The sequence below is a fragment of the Cytobacillus sp. SAFR-174 genome (assembly GCF_051964675.1).
Lineage (GTDB): Bacteria > Bacillota > Bacilli > Bacillales > Cytobacillaceae > Cytobacillus.
Map to the genome: position 1 here is coordinate 58,549 of NZ_JBQCMZ010000017.1, position 26,526 is coordinate 85,074.

The window sequence follows — 26,526 nt, forward strand, 5'->3', positions numbered from 1 at the left end:
ATTATTCCTCCCGGTGATGACTGCTTTTTCATATAAAAGACCCGGCATTGCCGAGCCTTATTAAGCAAATATACCTCTTATTTATCCTACCTGTAAACCAAAATCTTTTGCCAGTGCAGCCAGTCCGCCCTGATATCCGCTTCCGATTGCACTGAATTTCCATTCTCCGTTATGTCTGTATAATTCTCCAACTACAAGTGCAGTTTCAATTGAGAAGTCTTCACCCAGATCATAACGGATCAATTCTTCACCTGTAACTTCATTCAGAATTCTTGCATAGGCATTTGATACCTGTCCAAAGTTCTGATTACGGGCTTCCCCGTCATGAATGGTGATTGTGAATGTAATGCGCTGAATGTTAGCTGGGACATTAGCCAGGTCAATTTTCACCTGCTCATCATCGCCATCCCCTTCACCTGTACGGTTATCTCCAGTATGTACAACTGATCCATTTGCGCCTGATGTATTGTTGTAGAAAACAAAGTCGCTTTCAGAAGTTACTTTTCCAGTATCTCCAAGCAGAAATACGGAAGAATCCAAATCAAAGTCATTTCCGCCATCATATTTGTTCGTGTCCCATCCAAGCCCTACTACTACCTTACTCATTCCTGGATTTGTTTTTGTTAAGTCCACTTTTTGTCCTTTTGATAAGCTTACTGCCATTTCAAATCAAACCTCCATTATGTAGAATAATTGTATTTACGGTATAAATCATGAAAAGTTTCATAATCCATAAAAATATTTTTTCATATTCCAGAGTTTATTTCAATATTTTAACTCATCCATTTTGGCGGAGTATTTTTGTTCCAGTAAATTGACCCGAGTTCATGGTGGGCCTGAAAATGATCATGGTGTGTATGATAGTGAAAATTAAACCAGTACCCCTGCTGAGGTGGATGGTCCCTTCTTACATGGAAGCGAATGACATCTTCGTTTGTCCTGCTGTTGGTTATGTGGAAAATTTTTTCCGATAACCCGCCCCCAGGAGTTTCTGTAACCTTTAATTCAGCAAGGCTTTCTTCCGGAAAGTGCACTGCAACCTCCTGGATGGCTTTCTCAATTTCTGGAAGGATGACCTCGTTAAACTCATCTTCAATAACTGGGCCTATCTTTGCACCAAATTTCTCATACGATTGTGTCTCAGCCTCTATAAGCATTTGCCTGATAAAGTCCTCTTTATCGAAATAACTATTTTCCTCTTCAGCAAGTTCTGCGCCATTCTCTGAGTTTTCCACATCTGAAGCTCTGGAGGCTTTTAGCTGGTTCGTATTTTCATATAGAAATGCCTGAGAAGGTGTGACGAGGCCAAACGTTAAAATGGTAACAAGTACAACAAAGGATTTCCTCAGCCAATTCGGCATTTTTTTCGCCTTCCTTTCTCCTAAGCAAGGATTTTTTTAAATATGCCGCTTCCTTCAATATCAAGGACAGCTTGCCTTAAAACATCTTCGGGCTGTACAAGAGCAATCCGAACGTATCCCTCACCCCACCTTCCAAATGCGCTTCCAGGAGTTACGACTACACTCGCCCGGTTAATTAAGTCAATCGCAAAATCTTTGGAGGAGCTGTACCCTGAAGGGATCTCGGCCCATAAGAACATAGACCCCTCAGGCCGGCTGATATCCCAGCCTATAGTTTCAAGATTTTTTATAAATACATCTCTTCTTTTTCTATATGTCTCTCTCAAGTCCTGCAAAAAATCAGACTGATCATTCAATGCTTTCACCGCAGCTGCCTGTACCGGCAGGAATACACCATAATCCAAATTGGATTTGAAATTGGCAAGCAGCGCTATAAGCTGCTGATTGCCTGCGGCATATGCGACCCTGCAGCCAGCCATATTAAAGCTTTTTGATAGTGAATTCATTTCAATCCCCACATCAGCTGCCCCTTCAACAGACAAAAAACTTAAAGGTTTCTTTTCATAATAAAGTTCCGAATAAGCAAAATCATGCAATACAGCAAAACCGTATTTCTTTGCAAGCCGGATCGCTCGAAAAAAAATATCCTCTGTCGCCATTGCCGGAACGGGGTTGCCTGGGAAGTTTAAGATCATTAATTTCGTGTTTGCAAGGATTTCTTCAGGGATCTCATTAAAATCAGGGAGGAAGCTGTTCTCCTTTTTTAAAGGCATTCCGTACATTTGTGCACCAGCCATTGCTGCACCTGCAGCATAGGCAGTGTATCCGGGGTCTGGAACAAGGATATAATCTCCCGGATCACATAGAATCATCGGCAAATGTACCAGCCCATCCTGGGATCCCATTAAAAGCAGCACCTCTGAAGCAGGATCGAGATCCACTTCAAAATTTCGTTTATAATAGCCGCTGACTGCGGTATGAAATTCATGTGTACCTGTTAACGAGTACCCGTATTGTTCTGGATCACGGGCTCCTCTTGCCAATTCCTCCATAACAAAAGCGGGAGGGGGCATATCAGGACTGCCAATGCTCAAATCAATCACCGAAAACCCGTCTGAAAGTTTCGAATTCTTAATTTGGGCCAATTCCGTAAACACGCTCTCTGTAAAAGAAGCCATTTTTTTTGAAATAGGAAATTCCATCGTATCCTTCCTCGCTATGTATCTCGTTTCTATTTTTCTATTATACTTCTTTTCGAACCAAATTAAAATTGATTTCATGCATCGGCAAAAAGAACAATAGAAATATAGTAATGAGTTAATTGGCGGATTAATTAGGAGCAAAGCGGGGAATAATAAAACAAATCATGTTCTTCAAGTCCAGAAGAATGAATAAGGGGGAAATATCATGGATTGGTCTGTATTCTTTGTCATTGCAAGTCTTTTACTGATGGCTTACTTTGTTTATCTTGCCATTGCAGATTAAAATAAGCAGGTGCCTGATATTAACTGGCACCTGCTCTTATTTTTCAATAATGCCAAAATGAAATTTCGATGACTTTCTTTCAATTACTTTGAAGCCATATTGAGCAAACCTGGAACTTCTAAAGTGATCTTTCAGGATCACTCTTTGCCTCGCTGCTCGTTTTGCATGAAATATAACTTCTTCTGACAAATCCTCATAGACAGCAAAGTTCCTTAAAGCTTTAATCCCTTCTGACTCAATGATTTCTTCTTCAAACATAGGATCAAAATAGACAATATCGTAACTGTCCGAGGGCAGTTTTTTTAAATATGGAAGGGCCATTGATGTCTCAACATTAATTCTTCCCATGGCCTGATTCATAATCTCAAGCCCGGAGTCCCACTGCCTGAGCCCGTTCGCAACGAGAAAGGAAAGGTATTTATTTCCTTCAAGCCCTGTAACTTTACCTTTACTCCCCGCAGCAAAACTGGCTGTTATGCTGTCAGATGCCAGACCAAGAGTACAATCGAGAATACTGCTGCCTTCTTTAAGACCGGCAGCCTCAAGAAAAGGATCACTCTCACCTTTTAGGAGGCGCTTCACTCTGAACATGGCTGAACTCGGATGAAAGAAGAACGGCTGGTTTTCACCAATCGGATAAAGTTCCAGCCGCTCTTTTCCAACTACTATGCAGTCTTCAGGAACTTGTTTTTGAATCGCTCTTACAGACCTTTTATTCCTGTCGATGTATTCTGCTCCCAATTGTTCTGCAATGTTTTTTGCTTTTTCTATCATTGCTTCATTGGTGCGTCCGGATGTCGTAATTAGCATATATGTTCACCTGATTCCTAAAATTGCTATGAAAAAAGGGTGCCAGCAGACACCCCGTTTTTGTATAATTTAATATTCTCAGCAGTTCGCCTCAAAAGCTGCAAGAAGGTTCTCCATGATCGCTTCCATAGAGTGGTCTTCGATATCATGGCGGTGAATGAAGTGCACAACTTTCTTCCCTTTTAAAAGAGCCATAGAAGGTGATGAAGGTTCATATCCATCAAAGTACTCGCGCATTTTGGCTGTTGCTTCTTTGTCCTGTCCCGCAAAAACCGTCACCAGATGATCAGGTTTCTTTTCACTTCTTATAACAGCCTGTGTTGCTGCAGGGCGGGCAAGTCCTGCTGCACAGCCGCAAACTGAATTTACGACTACAAGTGCTGTGCCTTCAAGGTTTTCCATGAATTGCTCTACATCTTCTGAAGCCGTAAGCTCTTTAAAGCCTGCCTGTACAAGCTCCTGACGCATCGGCTTCACCATTTGCTTCATATATTCTTCATATGCCATTGACATAAGATTTGCATCCTCCTTAACGTACAGTTTGTAAAGTAAGCATACTATATCGTATGATCTTAATGCAATTTTTCTATGCCGGTTCTCGTCATAACTCAGCTAATTCAAAGAAAGCCGGTCCTAAAAGACCGGCATCCTTACTATATTTAAATTTTCATAACGCCACCTGTGCTGGCATTGGTGACTAGCTTCGAATAACGGGCAAGATACCCTTTTTTAACCTTTGGCTCGAAGCCCTTCCAATTGGCTTTCCGCTTTTCGAATTCTTCATCCGAAATTTCCAGATTGATTGTACGGTTATTCAGATCCAATTCAATGATGTCTCCATTCTCCACAAATGCAATAGGTCCGCCTTCAGCAGCCTCCGGTGAGATGTGCCCAATGCTGATGCCGCGGGAAGCACCCGAGAAACGGCCATCTGTAATCAGGCCGACTTTTGCACCTAAACCACGGCCGACAATCTGTGAAGTCGGTGCAAGCATCTCCGGCATTCCAGGGCCGCCTTTAGGGCCCTCATAACGAATGACAACAACATGGCCTTCCTGCACCTTGCCAGTAATGATTCCGGATAGTGCATCTTCCTGCGAATCAAAGCAGATGGCTGGCCCTCTATGGTATCCGCCTACTGACTCATCTACTGCACCCACTTTTATAATTGATCCCTCAGGAGCTAGATTCCCAAATAAAACTGCCAGCCCTCCGCGTTCAGAGTGCGGATTCTCCAGTGTCCGGATTACATTTTTATCCTGAATCTCACTGCCTGCTACATTCTCCCTTAGCGGCTTTCCGGTAACTGTCAGACAGTCACCATTCAAGGCGTCCGGCTTTTTAAGCAATTCATTGATGATTGCACTCACCCCACCGGCATTATGAACATCTTCAATATGATAATCTGACGCAGGAGCGATTTTGGCTAAATGAGGAACCCTATTAGCAATCTCATTGATTCGTTCAATCGGATATTCAATTTCAGCTTCGTGAGCAAGCGCCAATGTGTGAAGAACTGTATTGGTTGACCCGCCCATTGCCATATCCAGGGCAAATGCATTGTCAATCGCATCAATGGTAACAATATCGCGCGGTTTAATGTCTTGCTTGATTAATTCCATCAGCTGCTTGGCTGAACGTTTAACAAATTCTTTTCTTTCTTCTGATACAGCCAGAATCGTGCCATTGCCAGGAAGTGCAAGGCCCAGTCCTTCTGCAAGGCAGTTCATGGAATTCGCAGTGAACATCCCTGAACAGGAACCGCAGGTCGGACATGCTACCTGCTCGATTTCCAGGAGCTTTTGTTCGTCTATTTGGCCGGATTCGAAGGCACCTACACCCTCAAAGACCGAGCTTAAGGATAATGGCTTTCCGCTTGAATCTACGCCGGCTTTCATCGGACCGCCGCTGACAAAAAGGGTTGGAATATTAACCCTTAATGCCCCCATCATCATTCCGGGTGTGATTTTATCGCAGTTCGGGATACAGACCATTCCATCAAACCAGTGGGCAGAAACAACTGTTTCAAGTGAGTCTGCAATGATTTCACGGCTTGGCAGAGAATAGCGCATGCCGATATGGCCCATCGCAATTCCATCATCCACACCAATGGTATTAAATTCAAACGGAACGCCGCCTGCTTCACGGATTGCTTCTTTAACAATTTTACCGAATTCCTGCAAATGCACATGGCCAGGAACGATATCAATATAGGAATTGCACACAGCAATAAATGGTTTTCCGAAATCTTCTTCCTTTACTCCGGCAGCACGCAGCAGGCTGCGGTGCGGAGCCCGGTCTGTGCCTTTTTTGATCATATCACTTCTCATCTGTGAGCCAGTCATAGTATGTACCTCCCGTTTTACCCTAGATTCATAATCTCTTATTCTATGGAAAAGATTAACTAACCTCCTGCCCCCCAAATATTTTCTTTCCAATATAGACCCTTTTTCGGATAATTTCAATAATTATTACAAATTTAATTTAATTTTTCGCTTTAAATGAATGAAACTGTAATGCGTGTAAGTTCTAAATTAATCAATTCCAATAAAAAAACCGCTGCAGATCCTAAAATCTGAGCGGCTTTCTTAAAATTATTTATCACCTTTATTCCGGGATTCAGTCATTTGTTTCCAAACTGAACCCTTTGCTTCTTCTCCCTGCTCAATTCTCTCAATAGCCAGTTTGATCTGCAGACTGACTTCGAATTCCGGGTCGTCTTCAGCAGCCTTTAGAGCAGGCAGCGCACTTTCATCACCCACTTCGTAAAGAAACATGGCCGCACGCCAGCGTACAAGCTTACTGTCATCCTGCAGAGCTTCCTTCATGGCGTCCATTGCTTCTGCAAACCCTAAGTCTGATAAACAGTCTCCGGCTGTACGCCTTACAGTGACCGTTTTATCCTTCAATGCTCTGTACAGAAGCGGAAGGACGCTTTTATCTTCAATCATTCCAAGATAAACTGTCGCAAGTCTCCTGATTGAAGCCTTCTCGTCATTGAGAGCTTTTTCAAGAACAGGCAGGTCCTCCAGTTCGGGATTATCCATCTGTTCGAGTTTTTGATAACGCTCCCGCCAATCCGCGGAATCCAAATCTTCGACTGAAAGTTTCAGAAGAGAACGCACATGCTTATCCTCCGTTTTATCTGGGCTTTCAGCCATTTTCACAAGGGTCTGGAGTCTTCCCTCCGGATAGGCAGCCATTAGTTCCTCTACAATATCATGGCCAACTTGGTCAAAGTCTCCGTAGCGGACCCCAAATTCTTTCCACTTGCGGACCATGACAACATTATCAGCAGGATCCTGAGCTTTTGAAACAGCATTAATAAAGTTTTCAGGAAGTCCGAAGCGCTTTTCTTCCGTGCCGTCAGTCAGCTTCACCTGCATCGGAATTCCTTTGTACATTTGGACTAGTACCTGCACTTCACCAAAATGTTCATCAATGCCGTTTTCCTCAGAACCGTCATTTTCCACGTCTTCGCCAAAAGCAGACCGAACTTGAGGAAGCAGCTCTTTCCAGTCATATTTGGCATTTCTTTCTACCGCCAGGAAATCGGCAACATGGTAAACCCCTTTTATGCCTTCAATCTCAAGAATATCAAGGATGATCCTGGGAGCTCCTTCTTTTTTATCTTTTTTATAATTATTGGCTTTCCCCATTGGAAGCTCTTCATCAAGAATAACCTTCATTGTATTCGGACTTGGTGTTGGTTCGATTGCTTTTATTTTCAAAAGTATCACCCTTTTTTTTATATTCACGCTGGTAACTGATTTTATTTTAACATAAGGATAATTTCGAGGCATTTTAGCTGTTTTAACTATAAAAATAACCCGGTGATTCCACCGGGCATCTCATTATTCATTTTCTGCTGCTTCTGAAAGATAGCTCCATCTCTCTATCAGATATTCAAGTTCTTCATTCAGTTTCGATTCTTCATCTACTAAGGCCTGGCCCTTTTCAAAGTCACTGCCAATGGTGGCCATTTCTGAGGAAATTGCTTCGAGACGGGCTTCAGCAGCCTCAATCTTTCCCTCTATTTCTTCCCATTCTTTCTTCTCTTTGTAGCTCATTCTCTTCTTTTTCGGTTTTGTTTCCCTCGTTTTTTTAGGGGCATGGTCCATTTCCTGAACCGGTTTGGCATTTTCACTTTCAAGAAATTCACTGTAATTTCCATAGTAGGATTCGATTTTGCCCTCTCCTTTTAACACGAGCAGCTGCTCAGCCACTTTATCCAGGAAGTAGCGGTCATGCGAAACAGTAATGACTACGCCGGGAAAATCATCTAGGTAATCCTCGAGAACCGTCAGGGTTTGGGTATCAAGGTTATTGGTCGGCTCGTCAAGAAGAAGAACATTAGGCTCTGACATTAAGATTTTCAGTAAATAAAGCCTCCGTTTTTCCCCGCCGGAAAGCTTGCGGATTGGAGTGCCATGGGTATATGGCGGAAAAAGGAAACGCTCCAGCATTTGAGCCGCAGAAATGGTTTTTCCATCTGACGTTTCAACTACTTCAGCTGTTTCTTTGAGGTATTCGATCATGCGTTTACTCTCATCCATATCTTCGCTTTCCTGGGTATAGTAAGCAACTTTTACTGTCTGCCCAATAATGCGCTTACCTGAATCCAGCGGAATCCTGCCTGCCAGTATGTTAAGGAGCGTGGATTTTCCTGTCCCATTTCTTCCAATTATCCCTATTCTATCCCCTGGTTTTACGAGAAGATCAAAATGATCCAGAATTGTCTGGGAGCCATACTTTTTTGTAGCAGCTTCGAGTTCAAACACTTGTTTTCCGAGACGGCTGCCGCTTAGGGACATATCCAATTTTTCAGAGGATTTAACTAAAGAAAGCTGGCTGTCAAGGGTCTCAAACCGCTGGATCCTTGCTTTTTGCTTGGTGGTACGGGCTTTTGCACCTCTCCTGATCCACTCGAGTTCCCTTCTAAACAGATTTTTCTGCTTTTCTATAGTGGCTGCTTCATTTTCCTCTCTTATCGCCTTGGCTTCAAGGAATGCAGCATAATTCCCCTTATAGCTGTAAAGATTTCCGCCCTCAAGCTCAAACATTTTATTGGTAACCCGGTCCAGAAAATAACGGTCATGTGTCACTAGCAGCAGTGCACCCCTATATCTGCCCAGATATTCTTCCAGCCATTTAACCGATTCAAAATCAAGGTGATTTGTCGGCTCATCAAGGATCAGCAAGTCTGGTGACTGGATCAAAGCTTGCGCCAGCGCAACCCGCTTTTTCTGTCCGCCTGAAAGCTCACCGATTTTTCTGCCAAAATCCTCAATGCCCAGTTTAGTGAGAATCGTTTTGGCGTCGGTATTTACTTCCCAGGCATTAAGTGTATCCATTCTTTTTTGAAGTTCAAAAAGGCTTTCCTGGACAGCTGGATCTTCCGGGTGCCGGCTAAGCTCCAGCAGTGCTTGTTCATATTCTCTCTGCAGGACAAGTATTGGCGCATCTCCTGCAAATACCTGCTCGAGAACGGTTAAATCATAATTCAGGTCAGGCTGCTGTGCTGAATATGAAATGGTGTAATCTCTCGGTTTGACTATATCGCCGGAGTCTGGCAGGTCAACTCCCGCAATCACTTTCAGCAGTGAGGATTTTCCTGTACCGTTTACACCGATCAGTCCTGCCCTTTCTTTTTCGGCTATTGTAAATGATATATTGTTAAAAAGTTCTTTCTCACCATAGGTTTTTGTCACATTTTCCACAGAAATCATCTTCATGCTTGACCATTCCATTCTTTAAAAAATTGATGCAGAAACTGTTCCATTAGCTCATGCCGCTTTTCTGCCAATTCCATAGCAGTGTCAGTGTTCAGCAGATCTCTCAGCTTCAAAAGCTTTTCGTAAAAATGATTGATGGATGACGACCTGCCATTCCGGTATTCATCTTCAGTCATTTCTATTCTGATATCAAGGGCAGGATCATAAATCAGCTGTCCTTTTTTGCCTCCGTAGGCAAATGCTCTCGCAATTCCCACGGCACCGATCGCATCCAATCTGTCCGCATCCTGGACTATTTGGGCTTCTGCGCTTAAGATCCTGGTGTTATGGCCGCCTTTAAAGGAAACTGATTCAATAATTGCCTTAATGGAGCTGGATGCTTCCTCTGTTATTTTGAGTTCCTTAAGAAAGTCAGACAGTTTCCTGTCCCCTGCTTCCATAGAAGTGTTCAGCTTTGCATCAGGTATATCATGAAGCAAGGCTGCCATTTCAATTAAGAAAGGATCTCCTTTTTGTTCCTTTTCCGCTATGTAAAGGGCGTTTTTTCGAACCCGATCAATATGTTGCCAGTCATGCCCGGTTGAATCATCTCCGAGTGTATCCCGGACAAATTTTTCTGTTATATGTATAATATTTTCATTCATTATTTCACCCGCTTTCAAACTCCACTGTCCATTTTAACATTAGTACTAAAAAGAAACGATGGCAAGGTCTTACCCTTTAATGTTGTCCGTTGATTTCCGCTCCAGGCTGCTCGCTTTCCGCGGGGCGAGCGGTGAGCCTCCTCGACGCTCCGCGTTTGCGGGGTCTCACCTGTCCCGCTACTTCCGCAGGAGTCTCGCACCTTCCGCTCCAATCAACTCTGTAAATAATATACAAAAAGCATTAAAACTTGTGAAAAAGTGTCATTATAAAAAACAAAAAAGTGCAGAAAATCAGTATTTGATTTCCTGCACCAGAGCTTATATTAATTTATTCCAGGCCATTCAGCCAGCTGATGCCGAGTGTATGCTCTCCTGCGTGGACGCCAATGGTGGCTCCTAAGGAGTAGCATCCGAATTCAATACCCGCAAATTCTTCCTGGAGTTCCTTCTTCCATATTTCCGCTTCACCCGGATGCAAACCGTACAGGATGAATACTTCCTTCAGCGGGTTTCTCTCATGAGCGCTCCTCAAAAGCTTCACAATTTTATCTTTTGCTTTTCTCTCGCTCCTGGCCTTCTCCCTGACGCTTAATTCTCCATCTTGAACTGAAATAATCGGCTTTACATTAAGCATGCTTCCTAAAAAGAATTGAACCCCGGACATCCTGCCGCTTCTATGAAGCTGTTCAAGACTGCCAATGAGGACATATGTTTCGCCCGTATCACGGAGCATCTCAAGCTCGCTGATAATGTCTTTACTGTCCAGTCCTGCCTCTGCCAATTCCATCCCTTTAAGGATTAATCTTGTTAAAGGATATGATAGTATCTTGGAGTCCAGGCTGTATACCGGAATATCAACCAGCTGGGCAGCCTGTTCACTGGAAGAAACAGTGCCGCTAAGCTTAGCCGATACAAGCACAGCGATGACACAGTCATAATCCTTCTGCAGATTTTCGTATAAATCCCTGAAAGCGCCGATGGATGGCTGGGAAGTTTTAGCCGGGGTATCCAGGGTTTTTAATCTCGCATAAAGTTCTTCAGGTGATAAATCAATACCATCTGTATATTCTCTGCCATCCATAATGATAGTCATCGGAATCTGGTACAGGTCAGGGTGGTTTCTTAACTCATTATTTAAAAAAGCCGTACTGTCTGTTACCCATGCAATTTTCACCACTAAAGACGCCCCCTTATAAGATATTTATACGTATATGTATGTAAATAAGACTATTTGAAGGGCTGGTATTGAAAGAATTCTCTCCCAGCCCCTCGTTCTATGGCAGAAAAGGCTTGATTTTAGGAAAAACCTTTATAGCGGTATTATAGAAAACATCCTCATGATGCTCTCCAGGGATGAGCTCTTTTATAAATTCGATATAAGGGCCCACAGGCGCAAGAGGCCAATCGGTTCCAAAAAGCAATTTATCGTAAGAATCTGCGAATACTAAAGCATGCCTAAGATGATCCAAAAATCTTCCTTCACTGTGTTTCTTCAATTCTTTATCTGTTCCCACAATAAGGCCTGAAAGATCGGCATAGACATTCGGATTTTTATATATGATTTCTGCTCCGGTCAGCGTCCACGGATCTCCAAAATGAGCCATCATAAATTTGATATTCCGGTGTTTAACTGCAACCTCGTCAATAGCCAAGGGATGAGAATACTTAAGCAATCCCCTTTCAGAATAAGTATCCCCTGTATGAAATACTACAGGCACTCCATATTTTTCAGCGAGTGCATACACAGGTTCGTATACTTCATCATAGGCGTAGAAAGGATAATACCCCAAGTAAATTTTAATACCCACAACAGCAGGCTTTTGCAGATCTTCTTCGAGCCTTTCTAAAGCCTCTTCATTGATATCATATGGATTGATGCCGGCACAGTAAACAATATTAGCCGGCATCTTTTCTTCCAGGTCAATCCCCATCGGTGTTCTTGCTTCATAATCCGGAAAGCCCATATTATCTGTTTCTGTAAGTCCCATTGCGATGCTCAGAACTACATTGGCATTTTGGAACTCCTTCTGGTGCCCATTATATGAATAATCCACAAATGAGAGTTCCTCTGCAGTATGATGAAATGATTTTATATCAGAAAAATGAATATGTGCATCTATGACTTTCATAATTTCTCCTTTAACGGAATTCCAGATACCGCAGTTTATTAAATAATCGGCCATCGAAGCTTCTTTCATCAAATGCGATAAATCCCGGTTTGGCCAATGGGCCCGCCTTCCTTTCAGAAATAACTTCGAAGGCTTCTTTATTCATATATGCCCCCAGGAAATCAGTATCTTTACTTTTCATTACATACATTTTTTCAGGAGAGAGGGAGCTGCTGATACGGGATCCATTAATATCCACAAAGGATTGCTCCTCAACTCCGGCCTGATAGGCTGATTCAGCACCTTTGTCACTTAATGTAATCGTAAGGTCCTTTAATGAGTCTCCGGATAAGAAGATATCTGTGATCCACTTTTCGTTTAACAGATGCTTCCCTCCTGCATTGATCACTTTTACCCAATGGGCAAGAATCGGCACTCCCGGCAATAATGCGAAATACTGTGTATATTCAAGACCTTTCCAGTTGGAGTGTTCGACTGCCTTCGTATGAATGGCCAATACAGACCATTCGTTTTCATACGAATCTTTAACATTTAGAAATTCAGCAGAAGATTTCTGCTTCAATAGCGAAAACACACTCATTTGCGAAGGTACCGTTTTCATGCCTCCAGCCCAAGGATTCCACCATCCCTTGGCAACCGGTTCAGGAAAAGAGGAATCCAGCCATTCATTTCCTTTAAATGATAAGGAGAATAATCCAGGATAAAATTCCGGTGCGGCTTTTAAGCTAATAATGCCATTATCCATTGTATAAACAGTCTTGCCACTCTGCTTTTCTGTTAATATACGGATTTTCCCCCTGGGCATCAGCAGAAAATCATTTGCATGCGTCTTACCACTGTCAAGTGTCATCTCGGCTTTCACTAGAGATAAGGGTTTCATGCCTTCAATAGGGAAATTCGCTTTAAATAATTTTAGTTCCTGTTCCTGGCTGAAATTTGCGGATAGTTTTTTATCTTCATTTAAATAAATATCTATAGTGCCATTAAGATAACTCGAACGGTGGGTTTTAAGAATAAACTCTGCTGTTTCCTGTTCCTTTGAGACTGGGTTTCCCCCATTGATAACTAGCGCTTTTTCATTGCTTACTATTTTATCAGGTTCAGCCGTACCACCTGCAAATTGCTGCATTTCTTCCCAGGTCCGGAAGGCTCCTATGGATAAATAGCCAGGGGCCAATACCTTCTGATCTCCCGGTGCAAGACTGCCCGTCTCCTGCTGATAATAAAATTGCCACCCATCCGGATTAGATTTCGCACTTTTAGGCCAGCAAAATCCGATCGGCTCTCCGTTATGATTCGCGAAAAACCAATTTTCAGTTATGCTTTCACCTGGTATTTCCATGAACCCCAATTCTTTTACATCAGAAAACTCTATCACTTCATTCTCCAGCGGAAAATATGGATGCTGCATTTCATGATATAACGGCTGGCTTAAAAACAGGTTTTCATATTTTTTATCCCCTTCATTTGTCAGTTCAGACCAAATTTTCACAAGGCCTTCACCATAAAGGGAGGTATACAAGGCTACAAGAATTCCCGGAAAAGCTTCAGACTTGAAAACCAATTTGAAGGTGATGGCCGTATCATCTGTGAACCACTCTGCTGCCAGAGGCTTTGCCTTTGAAAATTCAGCAGAATAAGGCTTGCCTAGTTTAGGCACAAAAAATGAAAAAGGCTGGTTAACACTTTCGTTCCTGCCGGCTGTTATTTTATAATCCATTTTCCGGATATTCACCTGGCAGATCCCATTGCAGATATGCCAGTAATCCTTAGACTCTCCTCCGAACTTCTGACCAAAGCTTTTAAGGGGAATGCCCACCGTGCTGCAAGTAAAAGAGAGTTCTTCCCCGTTCTTCTTTAATGCCGATATCGACATTTCCGGCTGATAAAATCCATGTTTTTTCACGATAAAAGGCACCTTTAGCAGCTTACGTTCTTTTTTGTGGAGCTGTATTCGATACTCCCGCTTTTCTAATTCAACCAGATCACTTTGGGAGAAAGAAAGGTGAAATACTGCCTCATCCCCCAGGTTGTTTTCTACTTCCATTTCCAATTCTGCTTCCGGATTTAAAAAACTGAGATTTCCTTTAGAAGCGCCTGTTATTTTGGCTGGCTGCTTTGGAAGAAGCCCAAGGCGCAGTTCACATTCATCTCCATTTACCCAAACCTTTACATTCAATGAAGGATGAGTTTTCCAGACACTGGGCTCTTCACCTTCATGCACAATAAAAGTTCCGGTCATTACAGCGTCGCTCTCAGCTGTCAAATCATGCTCGAACATTGATTCGACCCTTCCCTGATTATTCCCTTCGGCTTTAAACGAAACGGGATTTCCTGTTTTATTTACAAGGTTGAGCTGAAAAGTCTGCACTTGATTTTCAATAACTTCATGATTGGCCATACATAGTTCTATTAGATATTCATTTGTTTCTATTAAACTAATTCCTCTGCCGGTTCTTTCAAATCTGACTCTTGCAGACACTTCCCCGCTTTGCCATTTATACTCATAAAATGTAAATCCATTTTCTTTGATTCCATCCGGCTTCACATCGATATCTCTCTGGCTGCTTCCATACCAATCAAGCTTCTCCAGGACAGGCTTTAAAAGCTGTGTCTGATGAACAGCGGGAATAAAGTTCATTAAATGGGTTGTATCATCCCGGTCTTCCCAGAAGAATCCGCATTTTTTGTAAAGCGGGACAGCTTTCACGTTTCCTGGCCATGTATATAAATCAAGGCGCGGCCAGCCCAAATCCATAGTCTTTTGCAGCGCTTTTTGCACCAGCATCTTTCCGATTTTCCGGCCGTGGTAATCCGGCCTTACATTTAATAAAGGGATATACAGGGATCCCCTATCCTCTTTATATTCCGATAGTCCGCAATAGCCTACGACCTCTTCACCATCAAGGGCTAAGTATAAAGTAATATTTCCGTTATTCGCTTCCTTCGTTTTCACTTGCTCTTCCGTCATTACACTGGTATCTCCGCCCCAGCTGTCTCTGCTTAAGTTCCACATTTTTGCGATTCCTGCAGCAAAGTCTTCATGATACTCTGTAATGATTAATCTGTCTGTACCTTGAATCATTCCTTTGTCCTCCTGACTAGGTTACGTCTTGTCTACCCTTCTCCAATTCTTTTTTCGCAATGATTTCCTTAATCATTTGCCTCTCCTCCTTTTGATCATATTCGGAATGTTTTTCCATTCCTTCTTAATCGTATTATCAGAGCAATGGATTGTAAATATAATTTTGAATTTTCCGTAAAAATTCTATACAAAAAACGCCTTGCTTCCACTGGCAAGGCGCGTATGTGTTAATATTGAATTTTTCTCAAAGAATCCATAGAAGCAGTCATATAATTGATCATTTCATTCAGATCATCTATCTGCTCTTCCTGGACAAGGCGGTTAAAGGAAATGATGGTTTCGGTTTCGGCAAGACCCTGCCTTTTTTCAGGGCTGTATTTCACTGTCTGTTCGATATTCCTTCCGCTGCCCCAAATTTGCTCCAGGACTTCTCTAATTTCCTGAAATTTGTTGTGTTCCATTTGATGCTTAATTTTAAAAATCACAGAAATCCGGCATCCCGCCAGCATTTCAGTTTTCCGTTGAGGCAATAGCTCAGCTGCAAGATTATCAATTCCCGCCTCCATTATAAAGGTACAGTAAATCTCGGCCAGTCCTTCAGCAAGATCTGTGAAAGTAAGATCATACCTGCGGCTCATTTTCGCTGAGTTTATATTATCATTCCGGTCAACTATTCTTATTTCTCCACTCAGATCCCGGTCATAGAATCCGCCTTCCATTACAACCTTCATATTTTCAAAGGCCGTTGGATCAAACATGGTTATCCCCCTTAAAATAGGCCGACTGCATTTCCATCTTCATCTACATCCATGTTCATGGCTGAAGGGGCTTTAGGCAAGCCCGGCATAGTCATCACATCACCGGTGAGTGCTACAATGAATCCTGCACCAATAGATGGCTTCAGTTCACGTATTGTAATCGTAAAATCTGATGGCCTTCCCAGTTTTGAAGGATCATCAGATAAAGAATATTGTGTTTTAGCCATACAAACCGGCAGGACACCCCAGCCAAAGCTTTCAAAGTCTTTAATCTGCTTTTTGGCTTTGGTTGAGTATTCAACATTATCTGCTCCATAAACCTTCTGAGCCACTGTTAGAATTTTTTCTTCAAGAGGCAGTGATAAATCATACAGATGATTGAACTTCACTGTGTTTTGGTCCAAAATTTCCAGCAGCTTCTCTGCCAGCTCAATTCCGCCCTGACCGCCTTTTTCCCAAACCTCTGTCAGGGCTACTGGCATGCCTGCCTCACTGCAAAGATCTGTAAGGGTCGCAATTTCATTCTCGCTATCGGAAATAAACCGGTTAATGGCCACTACATACGGAAGCCCGAAGCTTTCAAGTGTTTCAACATGCTTTTTTAAATTTGCAAACCCTCCAGTGAGTGCTTCAGTATCTTCCATGCCCAATTCAGCCTTTGACAAGCCTCCATGCATTTTTAAAGCACGGATTGTAGCGACAATAACCACTGCTTCAGGGTCAATGCCTTCGTTTCTGGCTTTAATATTCAGAAACTTTTCAGCGCCAAGATCTGCGCCAAAACCGGCTTCTGTCACTACATAATCAGCAAGCTTGGATGCTGCAGAAGTTGCAATCACACTGTTGCATCCATGAGCAATATTGGCAAACGGGCCGCCATGGACCAATGCCGGTGTATGTTCTATAGTCTGGACCAGATTAGGTTTGACAGCTTCTTTAAGAAGCAGGGTAAGAGCGCCTTCCACTCCAAGATCCGCAACTGTTACGGGCTGTTTATCATAATTGTAAGCTATAACCATTTTGCCCAGTCTTTCCTTCAGGTTCTGCAGATCGGATGCAAGGCATAAAACGGCCATAATTTCTGAAGCCACAGTAATATCAAAGCCATCCTCCCTTGGAACACCTTGTAAAGGCCCTCCCAGACCAATTACGATTTTTCTTAATGCCCGGTCGTTCAAATCCAGTGCACGCTTCCAGACGATTCTTCTCTGGTCGATATTTAGCAGATTTCCCTGCTGGAGGTGATTATCAATAAGTGCAGCCAAGGCATTATTTGCTGTTGTAATTGCGTGAAGATCGCCGGTAAAATGCAGATTGATATCTTCCATAGGCAGGACCTGTGAGTATCCCCCGCCTGTTGCACCGCCTTTAATTCCCATTGTCGGCCCCAGGGAAGGTTCCCGCATTGCGACCATAGCCTTTTTGCCCAGTCTGTTAAAAGCATCGGCAAGTCCGACTGTTACTGTGGATTTCCCTTCTCCTGCAGGTGTTGGATTAATGGAGGTGACAAGAATTATTTTACCGCTGTCATTCGTACTTAATTTCTTTAAGGCTGCTGCGGATATTTTTGCTTTATACTTGCCGAACAGCTCCAGATCATCCTCAACGAGGCCTAGTTTTTCAGCTATTTCCGTAATGGGTTTCATTTCTGATGCCTGAGCAATTTCAATGTCTGATTTCACGATCGGTTTCACATTCATTTTTATCCCCCCAGAATCCAATATGTATAGGTTCCTTACAGCTATATTGTACCATCACTGAAACAAAATATTGCCAATTACTTTTGATATTTTCGCATTTTCACACAGTAAAGCATTGATACAATTTCGAATCGTCTTTATAATAAGTTTAATTGAATTTTTGTACAGGGAGATGATCACTTGCCGATAAAAATTCCTAAGCTGCTTCCTGCCAGGGAGATCTTAGAGGAAGAAAATATATTTATCATGGATGAGGACCGTGCCAAACAGCAGGATATTCGCCCATTAAATATCCTCATCCTGAATTTGATGCCCGAGAAAGAAAAAACGGAAGCCCATCTTTTAAGACTTCTTGGAAATACGCCTTTACAGGTAAACATCTCATTTTTAAAAACTGCCACTCATCAATCAAAAAATACCAGTCCCCTGCATCTCGAGCAATTCTATACTACGTTTGAGCAGGTGCAAAAAAGAAAATTTGACGGGATGATTATTACTGGCGCTCCTGTAGAGCTTCTTGACTTTAAAGAGGTTGACTATTGGGAGGAGCTAACCGTAATAATGGAGTGGACAAAAACAAATGTTACCTCCACCCTTCATATATGCTGGGGAGCACAGGCAGCATTATTCTATCACTTTGGGATCGGAAAATATGAGCTGTCTGAGAAATGCTCCGGTGTTTATCTTCATGAAGTTCATGACAGAAGCGAAAAATTGCTGAGAGGCTTTGACGATATCTATTATGCTCCTCATTCACGAAATACCGATGTTTATAAAGAGCAGCTGCTGAATCACCCGGAAGTGAAGCTTCTGTCCTCTTCTGAGGAGGCGGGTCCTTTCATCATGAGCGCGAACGGCGGCAGACAAATCATGGTAACTGGACATCTCGAATATGAAGCCGGCACACTCGCAGAAGAATACACTAGAGACAGAAGCAGAGGTCTGCAGGTTCCCGTGCCAAAGCATTACTTTCCGAATGATGATCCCGGCAGAAATCCCCATAATATATGGCGGTCACATGCCCATTTAATGTTTTCCAACTGGCTGAACTACTATGTATACCAGGAGACTCCTTACGAGTGGGATTAATCATGCAGTGAGCGGAATAACTTAATATCCAGCCCAAAACATGAAAAGCCGGTTTTTTGCAGGGTTTCCCCTCTCAAAAACCGGCTTTTTCTTTATATAAAATTTCGTATAGTGTCAAGCGCCTTGTAAGCAAAGCGCTTCCGCTATTCATTATGATTGCTGGGCATAATACACTTCTTCGAATGGCTGAACCACTACAAAGCCGCTGCCTGAGAACTTCATTTGGATCGATTCTCCGCTCCCTCTTCCAAGAAACGTTTTAAAAGAGATATCTGTTACGAATTCCGGCTGCAGTGACCCTGACCATGCAACTGTCGCATTTGGGTCGGTATATACGGGATTATCAGGAGTAACCAATAGTGTCAGAGGCTCATAGTGAGAAGTAATAGCCACCATTCCCGTCCCTTCTAAACGGACATTGAACAAGCCGCCTGCAAGCATGCCTGCCATCCTTTTCATTAATTTAATATCCCAGCTGATGGAAGGCTCGAATGCAAGGAGATCATTCCCATTTACAAAGATGGAATCCCCCTCAAGATTCAGGATTGAAATCTTTTTCCCCTGATCTGCAAGGTACAGCTTTCCATTGCCTGTTGCTTTCATTAAAGCTGTGCCTTCTCCAGTAAGTGCCTTTTTGAACATCTTTCCTAAGCCGTGCTCGAGAATGCCTTCGCGCTCAAACTTTATCTGGCCGCGGTAGGAAACCATCCCGCCTGCTTTAGCCCAAATCTGGCTGGTTAAATTAATTTCGAGCATCCTTGGTGTTTCCAGTTCAAACAGCCCTTCCCCTTTATCCTGCTGTTTCGTCTGGTTTACAAACTCTTCAATTGAATATCTGCTCATTCTCTTATCATCCTTTCATTTCCCTGTTTTCAAGCATAAAGACCCACATAAAAGATAATGATTGCTTAAGCTCATCAGTCAGCGAGCCTTTTGAAAGCTGCTCTGATGCTTTTTTGTAAACACCCAGTTCATCAATCTTCAACCATCCATTTTCATTTGCAAGCTGTTCAAATTCCCACGGCATCATGGTATTGCAGATAACTTTTTCCTTATAAAGCCTGCGGTAGCTGTTAGCCCGGGGTGCGGCTGTGGGGCCAAGAATCCCTATACATGCCCTTCCGCCCGGCTTAACAATTCGCCGAATTTCCTGTAAAACATCCAGCGGGCTTTCAGTCCATTCCAATGAATTAATGGCAAGAATCGCATCAACCCCATTTTCCTCAAGGGAAAGATTTGAAATGTCTTCTTTCTTAAACACCGCATCAGTTTCTGCGTTTAATTTTTCAGCTTTATGTATCATCTCTTCTGAGACATCAATCCCAGTAACTCTATAGCCCGCCAAAGCAAGCTTGCAGGAACCGTAACCATCTCCACAGCCAAGATCACAAACAGCAGATCCATTTTTGACATGCTTTTCGAAGAAGGAGATGATATCCTTTCGGCTTCCTTCCTCCCACATTGCCCTGCTCTTTGCATTCCATGATTCCGAATTATTATCCCACAGCTTCTCTGCTTCTGCAGACCAATTAAAAGTACTCATTTTATCCCTCCGTTTATGAATACGATTGTTCAATAAAAAAGTTCCCAATATTTTAAATTCGCTAAGATCCTCAAAAATACCTCTGATTATAAAATGTTAAAAACGTCAACAATATTAATAGAAAATGAATAAGGAGAGTTTTGTATGAACGGCGAGCAGCTGACAGCAGTCTACCGCAACAATAATGGTGAAATAATTTCCTTCCAGACTTCCGGAGGACGAATTATTTCTTATCGCAAAGCACTAGCGGAGGCTGAGAACGGTGTAATTGAGGGTATCCATATTGATGAAAACGAAGACGGCTCTATGCAGCTGAATCCTTCCGATGCGTCATCTTTTGATGATTTCCCAAGCCTCTATTAATATTGCGAAACATGAAAAAACCTGACTTTAAGCAGTCAGGTTTTTACTGTTCTTCTTCATTTTTACGCTGAATTTCCCTCAGCACTCCGATGCGGCTGTCATCCTCTTCAAAAAATTGAACCAGGTCGCCAACCCGGTCGATGGCATCCCAGCTCAGGTGATGTTCGATGCCTTCCACATCTTCATAAATGTTTTCTTCTTTGACTCCAATAATACGCAGGAGCTGTTCTAAAAGTTCATGCCGATATACAAGCCTCTTGCCGATTTTTTTCCCTTTTGGCGTTAATATGAGCCCGCGGTATTTTTCATAAACAAGATACTCATCTTTATCTAACTTTTGAACCATTTTTGTTACTGAAGATGGATGCACAGAAAGAGCCTCAGCAATATCAGAAACCCTCGCATATCCTTTATCTTCAATTAACATATATATTTGTTCAATGTAATCTTCCATACTCGGTGTTGGCATTACGCAACCTCCTGCCAATTAGAAAAGCTCAGAGCGCCTGCCTTTCGGCGACATGCTAGGACCTCGAGCCGATGGCGCTCGGAGCTAGACAACTATTTTAGAAAAGCGCAGAGCGCATGTTCACTTTATATCTTTCTTAAATAAATATTAGACTTTAACGATTTTACTACAGTTGGAAAATGGAGACAAGGAAATATACTGCATCAGGCATATTCAGGCCTTTTGCGGGAAGAGAAATTTAACTCTGTTTTCCTGTCGGTCCCAGGATAATTTAGCAGAAAATGTTTTATCTTTTCCTTTGCTTGTAAATCCTTCGACTAGTTCTGTTTCTCCATCCTTTAATAGCTGTTTGAGCAGTTTTTGAGTTATTGTCTTGCCCATAATGCTTTTGGAAATAGTGAAAGTGCATTTGGTTTTATTATAATTGGAGCAGCCATAAAAGCTTCCTTTATCCACAACCTTACCTTCACACAGCATGCATTTGCCCAGATTGGCTGACCTTTTTTGTTTGAATTTCCCAGGGATGAATCCCTCTTTGTCTTCTTCTGAGAATGCCCACTTTCCTGCATTTTCAATGGAGGCAGAGATCAAATGGCCAACCATTTTATTGGTCTGCTCCATGAATTGTTTCGGGGATGCCTGCCCATCGGAAATGTCCTTCAGCCGCTGTTCCCATTTGGCAGTCATTTCAGGGGAAGCAAGTATTTCAGTTCCTATCGCTTCTATAAGGATTTTTGCTTTTGAGTTTGCATATACAAGATTCTTCTTTATATCAATGTATTTGCGCTCCTTCAGCATGGTAATGATTCCCGCTCTTGTGGCTTCCGTTCCCAGGCCTTCTGTTTTCATCAGAACCTTCTCGAGTTCCTTATCCTCGATCTGCTTCCCGGCCGATTTCATGAGTGTAATCAGCTGGCCCTCGGTATACCTCTTGGGTGGCTGGGTTTTGCTTTCTTTTACATCGGCCTTTAACACTGTTCCCTGGTCGCCTGCCTGCAATAAAGGCAGAATCGGTTCCTTTTCCTTCTCCTGCTGCGGAATCACTTTTCTCCAGCCCTCTTCAAGCTGTACTTTTCCCTTGGATAGGAACAAAGCTCTTCCATCAACAAGGGTTTTTATAGTTGTATATTCTGATACAGCTTTTCCATAATGTGCAGCTATTAAGCTCCTCACGATCAGATCATAGAGAATTTTTTCATCCTGTGATAATCTTCCCAGATCCGGCACCTGCTCCGTCGGAATGATGGCATAGTGATCCGTTACCTTTTTATCATTCACATACCGTTTATTCTGCAATATGGAGCTTATAGGCAGAGGGAATAATTCCTTATATTCCTCTTTTGATTCCATTTTTCTGAGGATTTCCGGAAACATTTCCGCTTCTCCTTCTGTTACATGCCTGGAGTCTGAACGGGGATATGATACGATTCCTTTTTGATAAAGCTTCTGCAGTACATCCAGTGTTTTTTTAGGCGGGAACTTGAACCTGCGGTTGGCTTCAGCCTGCAATGCCGAAAGATTATAAAGCATCGGCGGCAGGAATTCTTTTTTTTCAGCCTGCACATCTTCTACCTGTACCTCTTTATCTCTGCAAAATGAAGCAATCTTTTCGGCAAGCTCTTTGGTCTTAATTCTGGTCTCACCATCTTTTTCCCACTTGCCGGTATATTTTTTCCCGTTCACTTTAAATTGTGCATTTACCTCCCAGAAAGGTTCAGAAACAAAATTTTGAATTTCCTGCTCTCTTTTTACGATTAATGCAAGAGTTGGGGTCTGAACCCTTCCTACAGAAAAAACATCCGAGAAACCTTTCTGCTGCAGGAGAAGACTGTATAAACGCGAAGCATTCATCCCAACGACCCAGTCGGCACATGCTCTCGTATAGGCTTCATAATATAAGTTCCTTGTGTCACTTTCATCCAGAAGGGCAAGGAAGCCTTCCTTTATGGCCTTAGGAGTCAAAGAAGAGATCCAGAGCCTCTTCATGGGCACTCTTGATCCGGTAAGCCTAAGAATGTTCCGGATGATAAGCTCTCCTTCTCTCCCTGCATCGCCCGCATGGATAATTTCTGTTAAATCAGGATTAGAAGCAAGCTGTTTAATTATATTAAATTGCTTTGCTTTATCCTTTGTCACTTCATATTGAAATTGCTCCGGAATAATCGGCAATGTGTCCAATGACCATTTTTTCCAGTCCTTTTTGTATTTTTCAGGGGCAGACAGCTGGCATAGGTGGCCTATAGCCCAGGTAACATGAGCCCCCTGGGGGAATATATCATTTGGAAAGATCTCGATATATCCCTGGTGTTTCTTCATTTTAAAAATAGAAGCCAGCGTCATACCCTGATCGGGCTTTTCCGCGATTATCAGTTTCATACTTTAGCTCCCTTTGTGGTGTAGAACAAAATATAGACATCTATTTTAATATTAACCTAAAAATTTAGCAAAGGGAGTTAAAATACCTTTATAGTTATGAAATTTTTAAAACATTCGTGTTCCGCTAAACAAATAAAAAGAAGAACCCCCAATTAGGATTCTTCTCCTTCTTAAACCTATTAACTTAGTATACAAAAAATCGGCATTTGCCGATCATTCTTTATGATAGCGCTTTATCGTAAGGTTCTTTTGAATGTACCATTTATCTTCTGTAACAATGTTTGAGACGGTCAATATCATAGATGGTATTTTCTCGACACTAAAAACGATAATGCCTAATTGGTCATTCATAATGATAAAAGACTCTCCATGCGAATATTGCGGGAGATCCTTGCCAACCTGCAGAATGGAGCTTATAATGGCCTGCTTCTCTTCCGCTTCAATTTGGATGTTGGGTGAAAACCTCAAAATCCAATCCTGATCCTCAATCGAAAACCTGTACATTTTCCTCACCCTTTAACAACAAGATAATTAATAATTCATATGAGAAAAACGATAATTTATGTTATCAGATCGCAGCAGAAACTTTGTATTTTCCTCCCCAGCGCACAAAAGTAAAAATATTTAAAATATTTTATTGTTTTTTGTAAAAAAGGTGTTCAATTCCTTGACTGAAAGTGCCCATTCGTGTATATTATAATCATCATTTAACAGAATATATTTCCGTTATTAGCTAAAAATATCTGCTTTATGTTTTGTTAGGTGGTAATATTCATCTAAGGCACCTGTGGTGTCTTGAAAGGCTTAGGAGGAAAAATAAACATGCAAAACGGTAAAGTAAAATGGTTCAATAATGAAAAAGGTTTCGGTTTCATCGAAGTTGAAGGCGGAGACGATGTATTCGTACACTTCACAGCTATCCAAGGTGATGGTTTCAAATCTTTAGAAGAAGGCCAGGAAGTTTCTTTTGAAATCGTTGAAGGAAACCGCGGACCTCAAGCTGCAAACGTTGTAAAACTATAATTCAAATATAACGATAAAAAGGCTGGCATCTGCCAGCCTTTTATTTTTGTCCTGAATTTATCGCAGTCTAACGGGCAGTAAGACCCCCACTTTATAACTCAGAAGAATCAATTGGATAGCAGGGGTCAAACTGCCCGTAAAGGCCCGATTGGTTCAACTAACAATCAGTGGGGATAAAGCCTCCCACTGATTGAAGTTTCACTTTAAGAAAGCTTGCTTCCTATCGATTTTATTTTCTCACCGACAGTGCACTCTGTAATGCAAAATCGATGGGCATATCTGCGCCCTTTTTCATCTTTATGATGTTTATGAAGGAAGCAGTCTTTGCAGTAACTGGTTATCAGCTCCTCCACTTCATTGATAATTTCCTTTCTGCTCAAAACGGTTCACGCCTTCCTTATTTGCGATTATATGATCTGCATTTTGCTGTTAATAAATTTCCCTTGCAGTGCCTGGCTTGCCAGCTTATCCGCTTCTTTATTTTCATTGCGCGGAATGGATTTATATCTTGGCAGTATGCCCAGCTTTTTAATCTTTTCTTCTATCCGGTCAAGCCAGCGATTTAGATTTTCTTCATAACAAGGCCATTCACCTTCAAGCTGTTTTAATACTACCTGGGAATCCCCCTTAAATTCACAGGTCATATGATGAACGCCCATTTCCTCAAGCAGATTCAGGGTGTAATAAATTGCTGCATATTCTGCCTCATTATTATTATCCATCTCATCAAAAAGCTCATTTGCCCGCACACGGTACTTTTTTTTGCCCTGTTTAAAATAAATGACCGCACCGAGACCGGCCTGGCCGGTATCTTTATTAAAGCCGCCATCAAAAAATACAGTAATATCATGAGGGTCCTCTTCAACTTCCATAAGAAGCTTTTTCATTTCCTTTGTGCTCCAGGAAGTGCCGGCTTCATCATAATAAATTACCTCTTTGCCCTTGCCCGACTTTTCAATATCTTCACCAGCCTGCAAAGCAGTTTCACCATCGATCAGGTCAGAAGTAAATAAAATATCCTCAGTTCCTTTAAGTTTATATTTCCATTCTAATTTATATTTCATTGAGGTCAGCCTTTCTGTACTTTATTAGCTGGTTATCATTATTAGAACTGTTTGCAATAGTTGAACTTATTATACTTTCCTTTGTTTATTACTAAATGAGTATATTTCAAGGTATAATGGTCAATGACATTTTTATATTCTGCGGTTCGAAAACTCCCGCATTAACAAAACTAGGAGGAATTTGATGTTTAATGAATGGTTTGGATTACTTTTTGCAATAATTAATTTCATTTTAGTATTGGCGATGTACCGCCTGTTCGGAAAGACTGGTCTTTTCGTGTGGATCGGCTTCTCCACTGTCATGGCCAATCTTCAAGTCGTAAAAACAATTGAAATGTTCGGACTGACCGCCACTTTAGGCAACGCTATGTATGGTACAGCTTTTCTTGTTACAGATATCTTAAATGAGAAGTATGGAAAAGAAGAAGCGAAAAAAGCTGTATGGCTCGGTTTCTTTACTCTTCTGTCCATGACCCTAATCATGCAGATGGTATTATTGTTTAAACCGCATGAAACGGATTTTGCACAGGAATCTCTCAGCACTCTTTTCTCGGTTCTGCCGCGAATTGCTGCCGGAAGCCTCGCTGCCTATATAGTCAGCCAATTTACAGATGTTTATATCTTTACCTACTTAAAAAAGAAATTTCCAAAAGACGGCCAGTTTTGGATCAGGAATAATGGCAGCACCATGATCAGCCAGCTATTGGATACCCTTGTATTTACAAGCATTGCCTTCCTCGGTGTATTTCCCCTGGAAGAATGGATTCAAATTTTCATCACAACTTACTTGCTGAAATTTATAGTAGCTGTACTTGATACCCCGTTTGGCTATATTGCTAAATGTTTCCCAGTAAAAGATTAGGATGCCGCTTAGGTATCCTTTTTCTGCAGT

The 26,526-nt window shown here is 42.0% G+C and carries 25 protein-coding genes; 4 read left to right on the top strand and 21 right to left on the bottom strand.

The genetic code is table 11. The features are described from left to right. Positions 1-81: 81 nt before the first annotated feature. The 14 genes from ACTHRG_RS16955 to ACTHRG_RS17020 all read right to left on the bottom strand — a co-directional run bounded on the left by ACTHRG_RS16955 (position 82) and on the right by ACTHRG_RS17020 (position 17,707). On the bottom strand, positions 82-663 hold the full coding sequence (locus ACTHRG_RS16955; RefSeq protein WP_076260909.1) for a TerD family protein: 582 nt from the start codon (positions 661-663) through the stop codon (positions 82-84). A gap of 110 nt (positions 664-773) precedes the next feature. Next, positions 774-1,361, bottom strand: a complete 588-nt coding sequence (locus ACTHRG_RS16960; protein ID WP_076260907.1) for a YpjP family protein — start codon at positions 1,359-1,361, stop codon at positions 774-776. A 20-nt stretch (positions 1,362-1,381) separates the two neighbouring features. Next, a complete protein-coding gene (locus tag ACTHRG_RS16965; RefSeq protein ID WP_076260904.1) occupies positions 1,382-2,563 on the bottom strand; it encodes an LL-diaminopimelate aminotransferase in 1,182 nt (393 codons plus the stop codon). 319 nt (positions 2,564-2,882) lie between these two features. After that, positions 2,883-3,656: a class I SAM-dependent methyltransferase gene (locus ACTHRG_RS16970; RefSeq protein WP_076260901.1), complete on the bottom strand. Its 774-nt coding sequence runs from the start codon at positions 3,654-3,656 to the stop codon at positions 2,883-2,885. A gap of 78 nt (positions 3,657-3,734) precedes the next feature. Continuing rightward, entirely contained in the window at positions 3,735-4,169 is a 435-nt protein-coding gene (locus tag ACTHRG_RS16975; RefSeq protein WP_440231663.1) for a BrxA/BrxB family bacilliredoxin, read from the bottom strand. Between the two features lie 146 nt (positions 4,170-4,315). Continuing rightward, positions 4,316-5,986 (bottom strand): dihydroxy-acid dehydratase, encoded by a 1,671-nt coding sequence (ilvD, locus tag ACTHRG_RS16980; RefSeq protein ID WP_076261072.1) that lies wholly within the window; start codon positions 5,984-5,986, stop codon positions 4,316-4,318. A gap of 264 nt (positions 5,987-6,250) precedes the next feature. After that, entirely contained in the window at positions 6,251-7,387 is a 1,137-nt protein-coding gene (locus tag ACTHRG_RS16985) for a conserved virulence factor C family protein (protein ID WP_076260896.1), read from the bottom strand. Between the two features lie 123 nt (positions 7,388-7,510). Further along, the gene (locus ACTHRG_RS16990) at positions 7,511-9,391 is read right to left on the bottom strand and encodes an ABC-F family ATP-binding cassette domain-containing protein (RefSeq protein WP_076260894.1); all 1,881 of its coding nucleotides are present in this window, start codon (positions 9,389-9,391) and stop codon (positions 7,511-7,513) included. Continuing rightward, positions 9,388-10,038, bottom strand: a complete 651-nt coding sequence (locus ACTHRG_RS16995) for an HD domain-containing protein (protein WP_440231670.1) — start codon at positions 10,036-10,038, stop codon at positions 9,388-9,390. The genes ACTHRG_RS16990 and ACTHRG_RS16995 overlap by 4 nt, the downstream gene beginning before the upstream one ends. 325 nt (positions 10,039-10,363) lie before the next feature. Further along, positions 10,364-11,212, bottom strand: a complete 849-nt coding sequence (locus tag ACTHRG_RS17000; protein WP_076260885.1) for a DegV family protein — start codon at positions 11,210-11,212, stop codon at positions 10,364-10,366. Positions 11,213-11,309: 97 nt separating this feature from the next. Continuing rightward, entirely contained in the window at positions 11,310-12,164 is an 855-nt protein-coding gene (locus tag ACTHRG_RS17005) for an amidohydrolase family protein (protein ID WP_076260882.1), read from the bottom strand. A gap of 10 nt (positions 12,165-12,174) precedes the next feature. Further along, positions 12,175-15,249 carry a GNAT family N-acetyltransferase gene (locus ACTHRG_RS17010; RefSeq protein ID WP_076260880.1) on the bottom strand — a complete coding sequence of 1,025 codons (3,075 nt, stop codon included), beginning with the start codon at positions 15,247-15,249 and terminating at the stop codon, positions 12,175-12,177. Between the two features lie 227 nt (positions 15,250-15,476). Further along, entirely contained in the window at positions 15,477-16,007 is a 531-nt protein-coding gene (locus ACTHRG_RS17015; RefSeq protein ID WP_076260877.1) for a hypothetical protein, read from the bottom strand. 11 nt (positions 16,008-16,018) lie between these two features. Next, positions 16,019-17,707 (bottom strand): formate--tetrahydrofolate ligase, encoded by a 1,689-nt coding sequence (locus ACTHRG_RS17020; RefSeq protein ID WP_076260874.1) that lies wholly within the window; start codon positions 17,705-17,707, stop codon positions 16,019-16,021. Between the two features lie 180 nt (positions 17,708-17,887). Between ACTHRG_RS17020 and metA the strand changes: the two genes are divergently transcribed. Further along, on the top strand, positions 17,888-18,796 hold the full coding sequence (gene metA / locus ACTHRG_RS17025; RefSeq protein ID WP_076260871.1) for a homoserine O-acetyltransferase MetA: 909 nt from the start codon (positions 17,888-17,890) through the stop codon (positions 18,794-18,796). A 150-nt stretch (positions 18,797-18,946) separates the two neighbouring features. On the opposite strand, the gene ACTHRG_RS17030 is transcribed toward metA, so the two are convergent. Together ACTHRG_RS17030 and ACTHRG_RS17035 are read right to left on the bottom strand one after the other, a co-directional pair. Continuing rightward, entirely contained in the window at positions 18,947-19,639 is a 693-nt protein-coding gene (locus ACTHRG_RS17030; RefSeq protein WP_076260868.1) for an AIM24 family protein, read from the bottom strand. 7 nt (positions 19,640-19,646) lie between these two features. Continuing rightward, entirely contained in the window at positions 19,647-20,339 is a 693-nt protein-coding gene (locus tag ACTHRG_RS17035; RefSeq protein ID WP_076260865.1) for a class I SAM-dependent methyltransferase, read from the bottom strand. Between the two features lie 144 nt (positions 20,340-20,483). On the opposite strand from ACTHRG_RS17035, the gene ACTHRG_RS17040 reads away from it, so the two are divergent. Then, on the top strand, positions 20,484-20,702 hold the full coding sequence (locus tag ACTHRG_RS17040; protein WP_076260863.1) for a DUF3892 domain-containing protein: 219 nt from the start codon (positions 20,484-20,486) through the stop codon (positions 20,700-20,702). A gap of 43 nt (positions 20,703-20,745) precedes the next feature. Here ACTHRG_RS17040 and mntR read toward each other — a convergent pair whose 3' ends face one another. The 3 genes from mntR to ACTHRG_RS17055 all read right to left on the bottom strand — a co-directional run bounded on the left by mntR (position 20,746) and on the right by ACTHRG_RS17055 (position 24,051). Further along, entirely contained in the window at positions 20,746-21,171 is a 426-nt protein-coding gene (gene mntR / locus ACTHRG_RS17045) for a transcriptional regulator MntR (RefSeq protein ID WP_048009428.1), read from the bottom strand. Positions 21,172-21,384: 213 nt separating this feature from the next. Next, positions 21,385-23,547: a DNA topoisomerase III gene (locus tag ACTHRG_RS17050; protein ID WP_076260860.1), complete on the bottom strand. Its 2,163-nt coding sequence runs from the start codon at positions 23,545-23,547 to the stop codon at positions 21,385-21,387. A 213-nt stretch (positions 23,548-23,760) separates the two neighbouring features. Next, positions 23,761-24,051, bottom strand: coding sequence for a hypothetical protein (locus ACTHRG_RS17055; RefSeq protein ID WP_048009432.1), 291 nt, complete (start codon positions 24,049-24,051; stop codon positions 23,761-23,763). 318 nt (positions 24,052-24,369) lie between these two features. Between ACTHRG_RS17055 and cspD the strand changes: the two genes are divergently transcribed. After that, a complete protein-coding gene (cspD, locus tag ACTHRG_RS17060; RefSeq protein ID WP_009791749.1) occupies positions 24,370-24,570 on the top strand; it encodes a cold-shock protein CspD in 201 nt (66 codons plus the stop codon). Between the two features lie 203 nt (positions 24,571-24,773). On the opposite strand, the gene ACTHRG_RS17065 is transcribed toward cspD, so the two are convergent. Further along, complete coding sequence (locus ACTHRG_RS17065; protein WP_076260858.1) at positions 24,774-24,950, bottom strand: zinc-finger domain-containing protein; 177 nt, start codon at positions 24,948-24,950, stop codon at positions 24,774-24,776. Between the two features lie 27 nt (positions 24,951-24,977). Continuing rightward, complete coding sequence (locus ACTHRG_RS17070) at positions 24,978-25,634, bottom strand: reverse transcriptase-like protein (RefSeq protein ID WP_048007862.1); 657 nt, start codon at positions 25,632-25,634, stop codon at positions 24,978-24,980. Between the two features lie 184 nt (positions 25,635-25,818). Here ACTHRG_RS17070 and ACTHRG_RS17075 point away from each other — a divergent pair, with 184 nt between their 5' ends. After that, complete coding sequence (locus ACTHRG_RS17075) at positions 25,819-26,496, top strand: queuosine precursor transporter (protein ID WP_440231664.1); 678 nt, start codon at positions 25,819-25,821, stop codon at positions 26,494-26,496. Positions 26,497-26,526 lie beyond the last annotated feature (30 nt).

Bases quoted from the DNA above. Each gene is read 5' to 3' on its own strand.
- ACTHRG_RS16955 (WP_076260909.1), bottom strand. From the start codon at position 663: ATGGCAGTAAGCTTATCAAAAGGACAAAAAGTGGACTTAACAAAAACA.
- ACTHRG_RS16960 (WP_076260907.1), bottom strand. From the start codon at position 1,361: ATGCCGAATTGGCTGAGGAAATCCTTTGTTGTACTTGTTACCATTTTA.
- ACTHRG_RS16965 (WP_076260904.1), bottom strand. From the start codon at position 2,563: ATGGAATTTCCTATTTCAAAAAAAATGGCTTCTTTTACAGAGAGCGTG.
- ACTHRG_RS16970 (WP_076260901.1), bottom strand. From the start codon at position 3,656: ATGCTAATTACGACATCCGGACGCACCAATGAAGCAATGATAGAAAAA.
- ACTHRG_RS16975 (WP_440231663.1), bottom strand. From the start codon at position 4,169: ATGTCAATGGCATATGAAGAATATATGAAGCAAATGGTGAAGCCGATG.
- ilvD (WP_076261072.1), bottom strand. From the start codon at position 5,986: ATGAGAAGTGATATGATCAAAAAAGGCACAGACCGGGCTCCGCACCGC.
- ACTHRG_RS16990 (WP_076260894.1), bottom strand. From the start codon at position 9,391: ATGAAGATGATTTCTGTGGAAAATGTGACAAAAACCTATGGTGAGAAA.
- ACTHRG_RS17005 (WP_076260882.1), bottom strand. From the start codon at position 12,164: ATGAAAGTCATAGATGCACATATTCATTTTTCTGATATAAAATCATTT.
- ACTHRG_RS17010 (WP_076260880.1), bottom strand. From the start codon at position 15,249: ATGATTCAAGGTACAGACAGATTAATCATTACAGAGTATCATGAAGAC.
- ACTHRG_RS17015 (WP_076260877.1), bottom strand. From the start codon at position 16,007: ATGTTTGATCCAACGGCCTTTGAAAATATGAAGGTTGTAATGGAAGGC.
- ACTHRG_RS17020 (WP_076260874.1), bottom strand. From the start codon at position 17,707: ATGAATGTGAAACCGATCGTGAAATCAGACATTGAAATTGCTCAGGCA.
- ACTHRG_RS17030 (WP_076260868.1), bottom strand. From the start codon at position 19,639: ATGAGCAGATATTCAATTGAAGAGTTTGTAAACCAGACGAAACAGCAG.
- ACTHRG_RS17035 (WP_076260865.1), bottom strand. From the start codon at position 20,339: ATGAGTACTTTTAATTGGTCTGCAGAAGCAGAGAAGCTGTGGGATAAT.
- ACTHRG_RS17040 (WP_076260863.1), top strand. From the start codon at position 20,484: ATGAACGGCGAGCAGCTGACAGCAGTCTACCGCAACAATAATGGTGAA.
- mntR (WP_048009428.1), bottom strand. From the start codon at position 21,171: ATGCCAACACCGAGTATGGAAGATTACATTGAACAAATATATATGTTA.
- ACTHRG_RS17050 (WP_076260860.1), bottom strand. From the start codon at position 23,547: ATGAAACTGATAATCGCGGAAAAGCCCGATCAGGGTATGACGCTGGCT.
- ACTHRG_RS17055 (WP_048009432.1), bottom strand. From the start codon at position 24,051: ATGTACAGGTTTTCGATTGAGGATCAGGATTGGATTTTGAGGTTTTCA.
- cspD (WP_009791749.1), top strand. From the start codon at position 24,370: ATGCAAAACGGTAAAGTAAAATGGTTCAATAATGAAAAAGGTTTCGGT.
- ACTHRG_RS17070 (WP_048007862.1), bottom strand. From the start codon at position 25,634: ATGAAATATAAATTAGAATGGAAATATAAACTTAAAGGAACTGAGGAT.
- ACTHRG_RS17075 (WP_440231664.1), top strand. From the start codon at position 25,819: ATGTTTAATGAATGGTTTGGATTACTTTTTGCAATAATTAATTTCATT.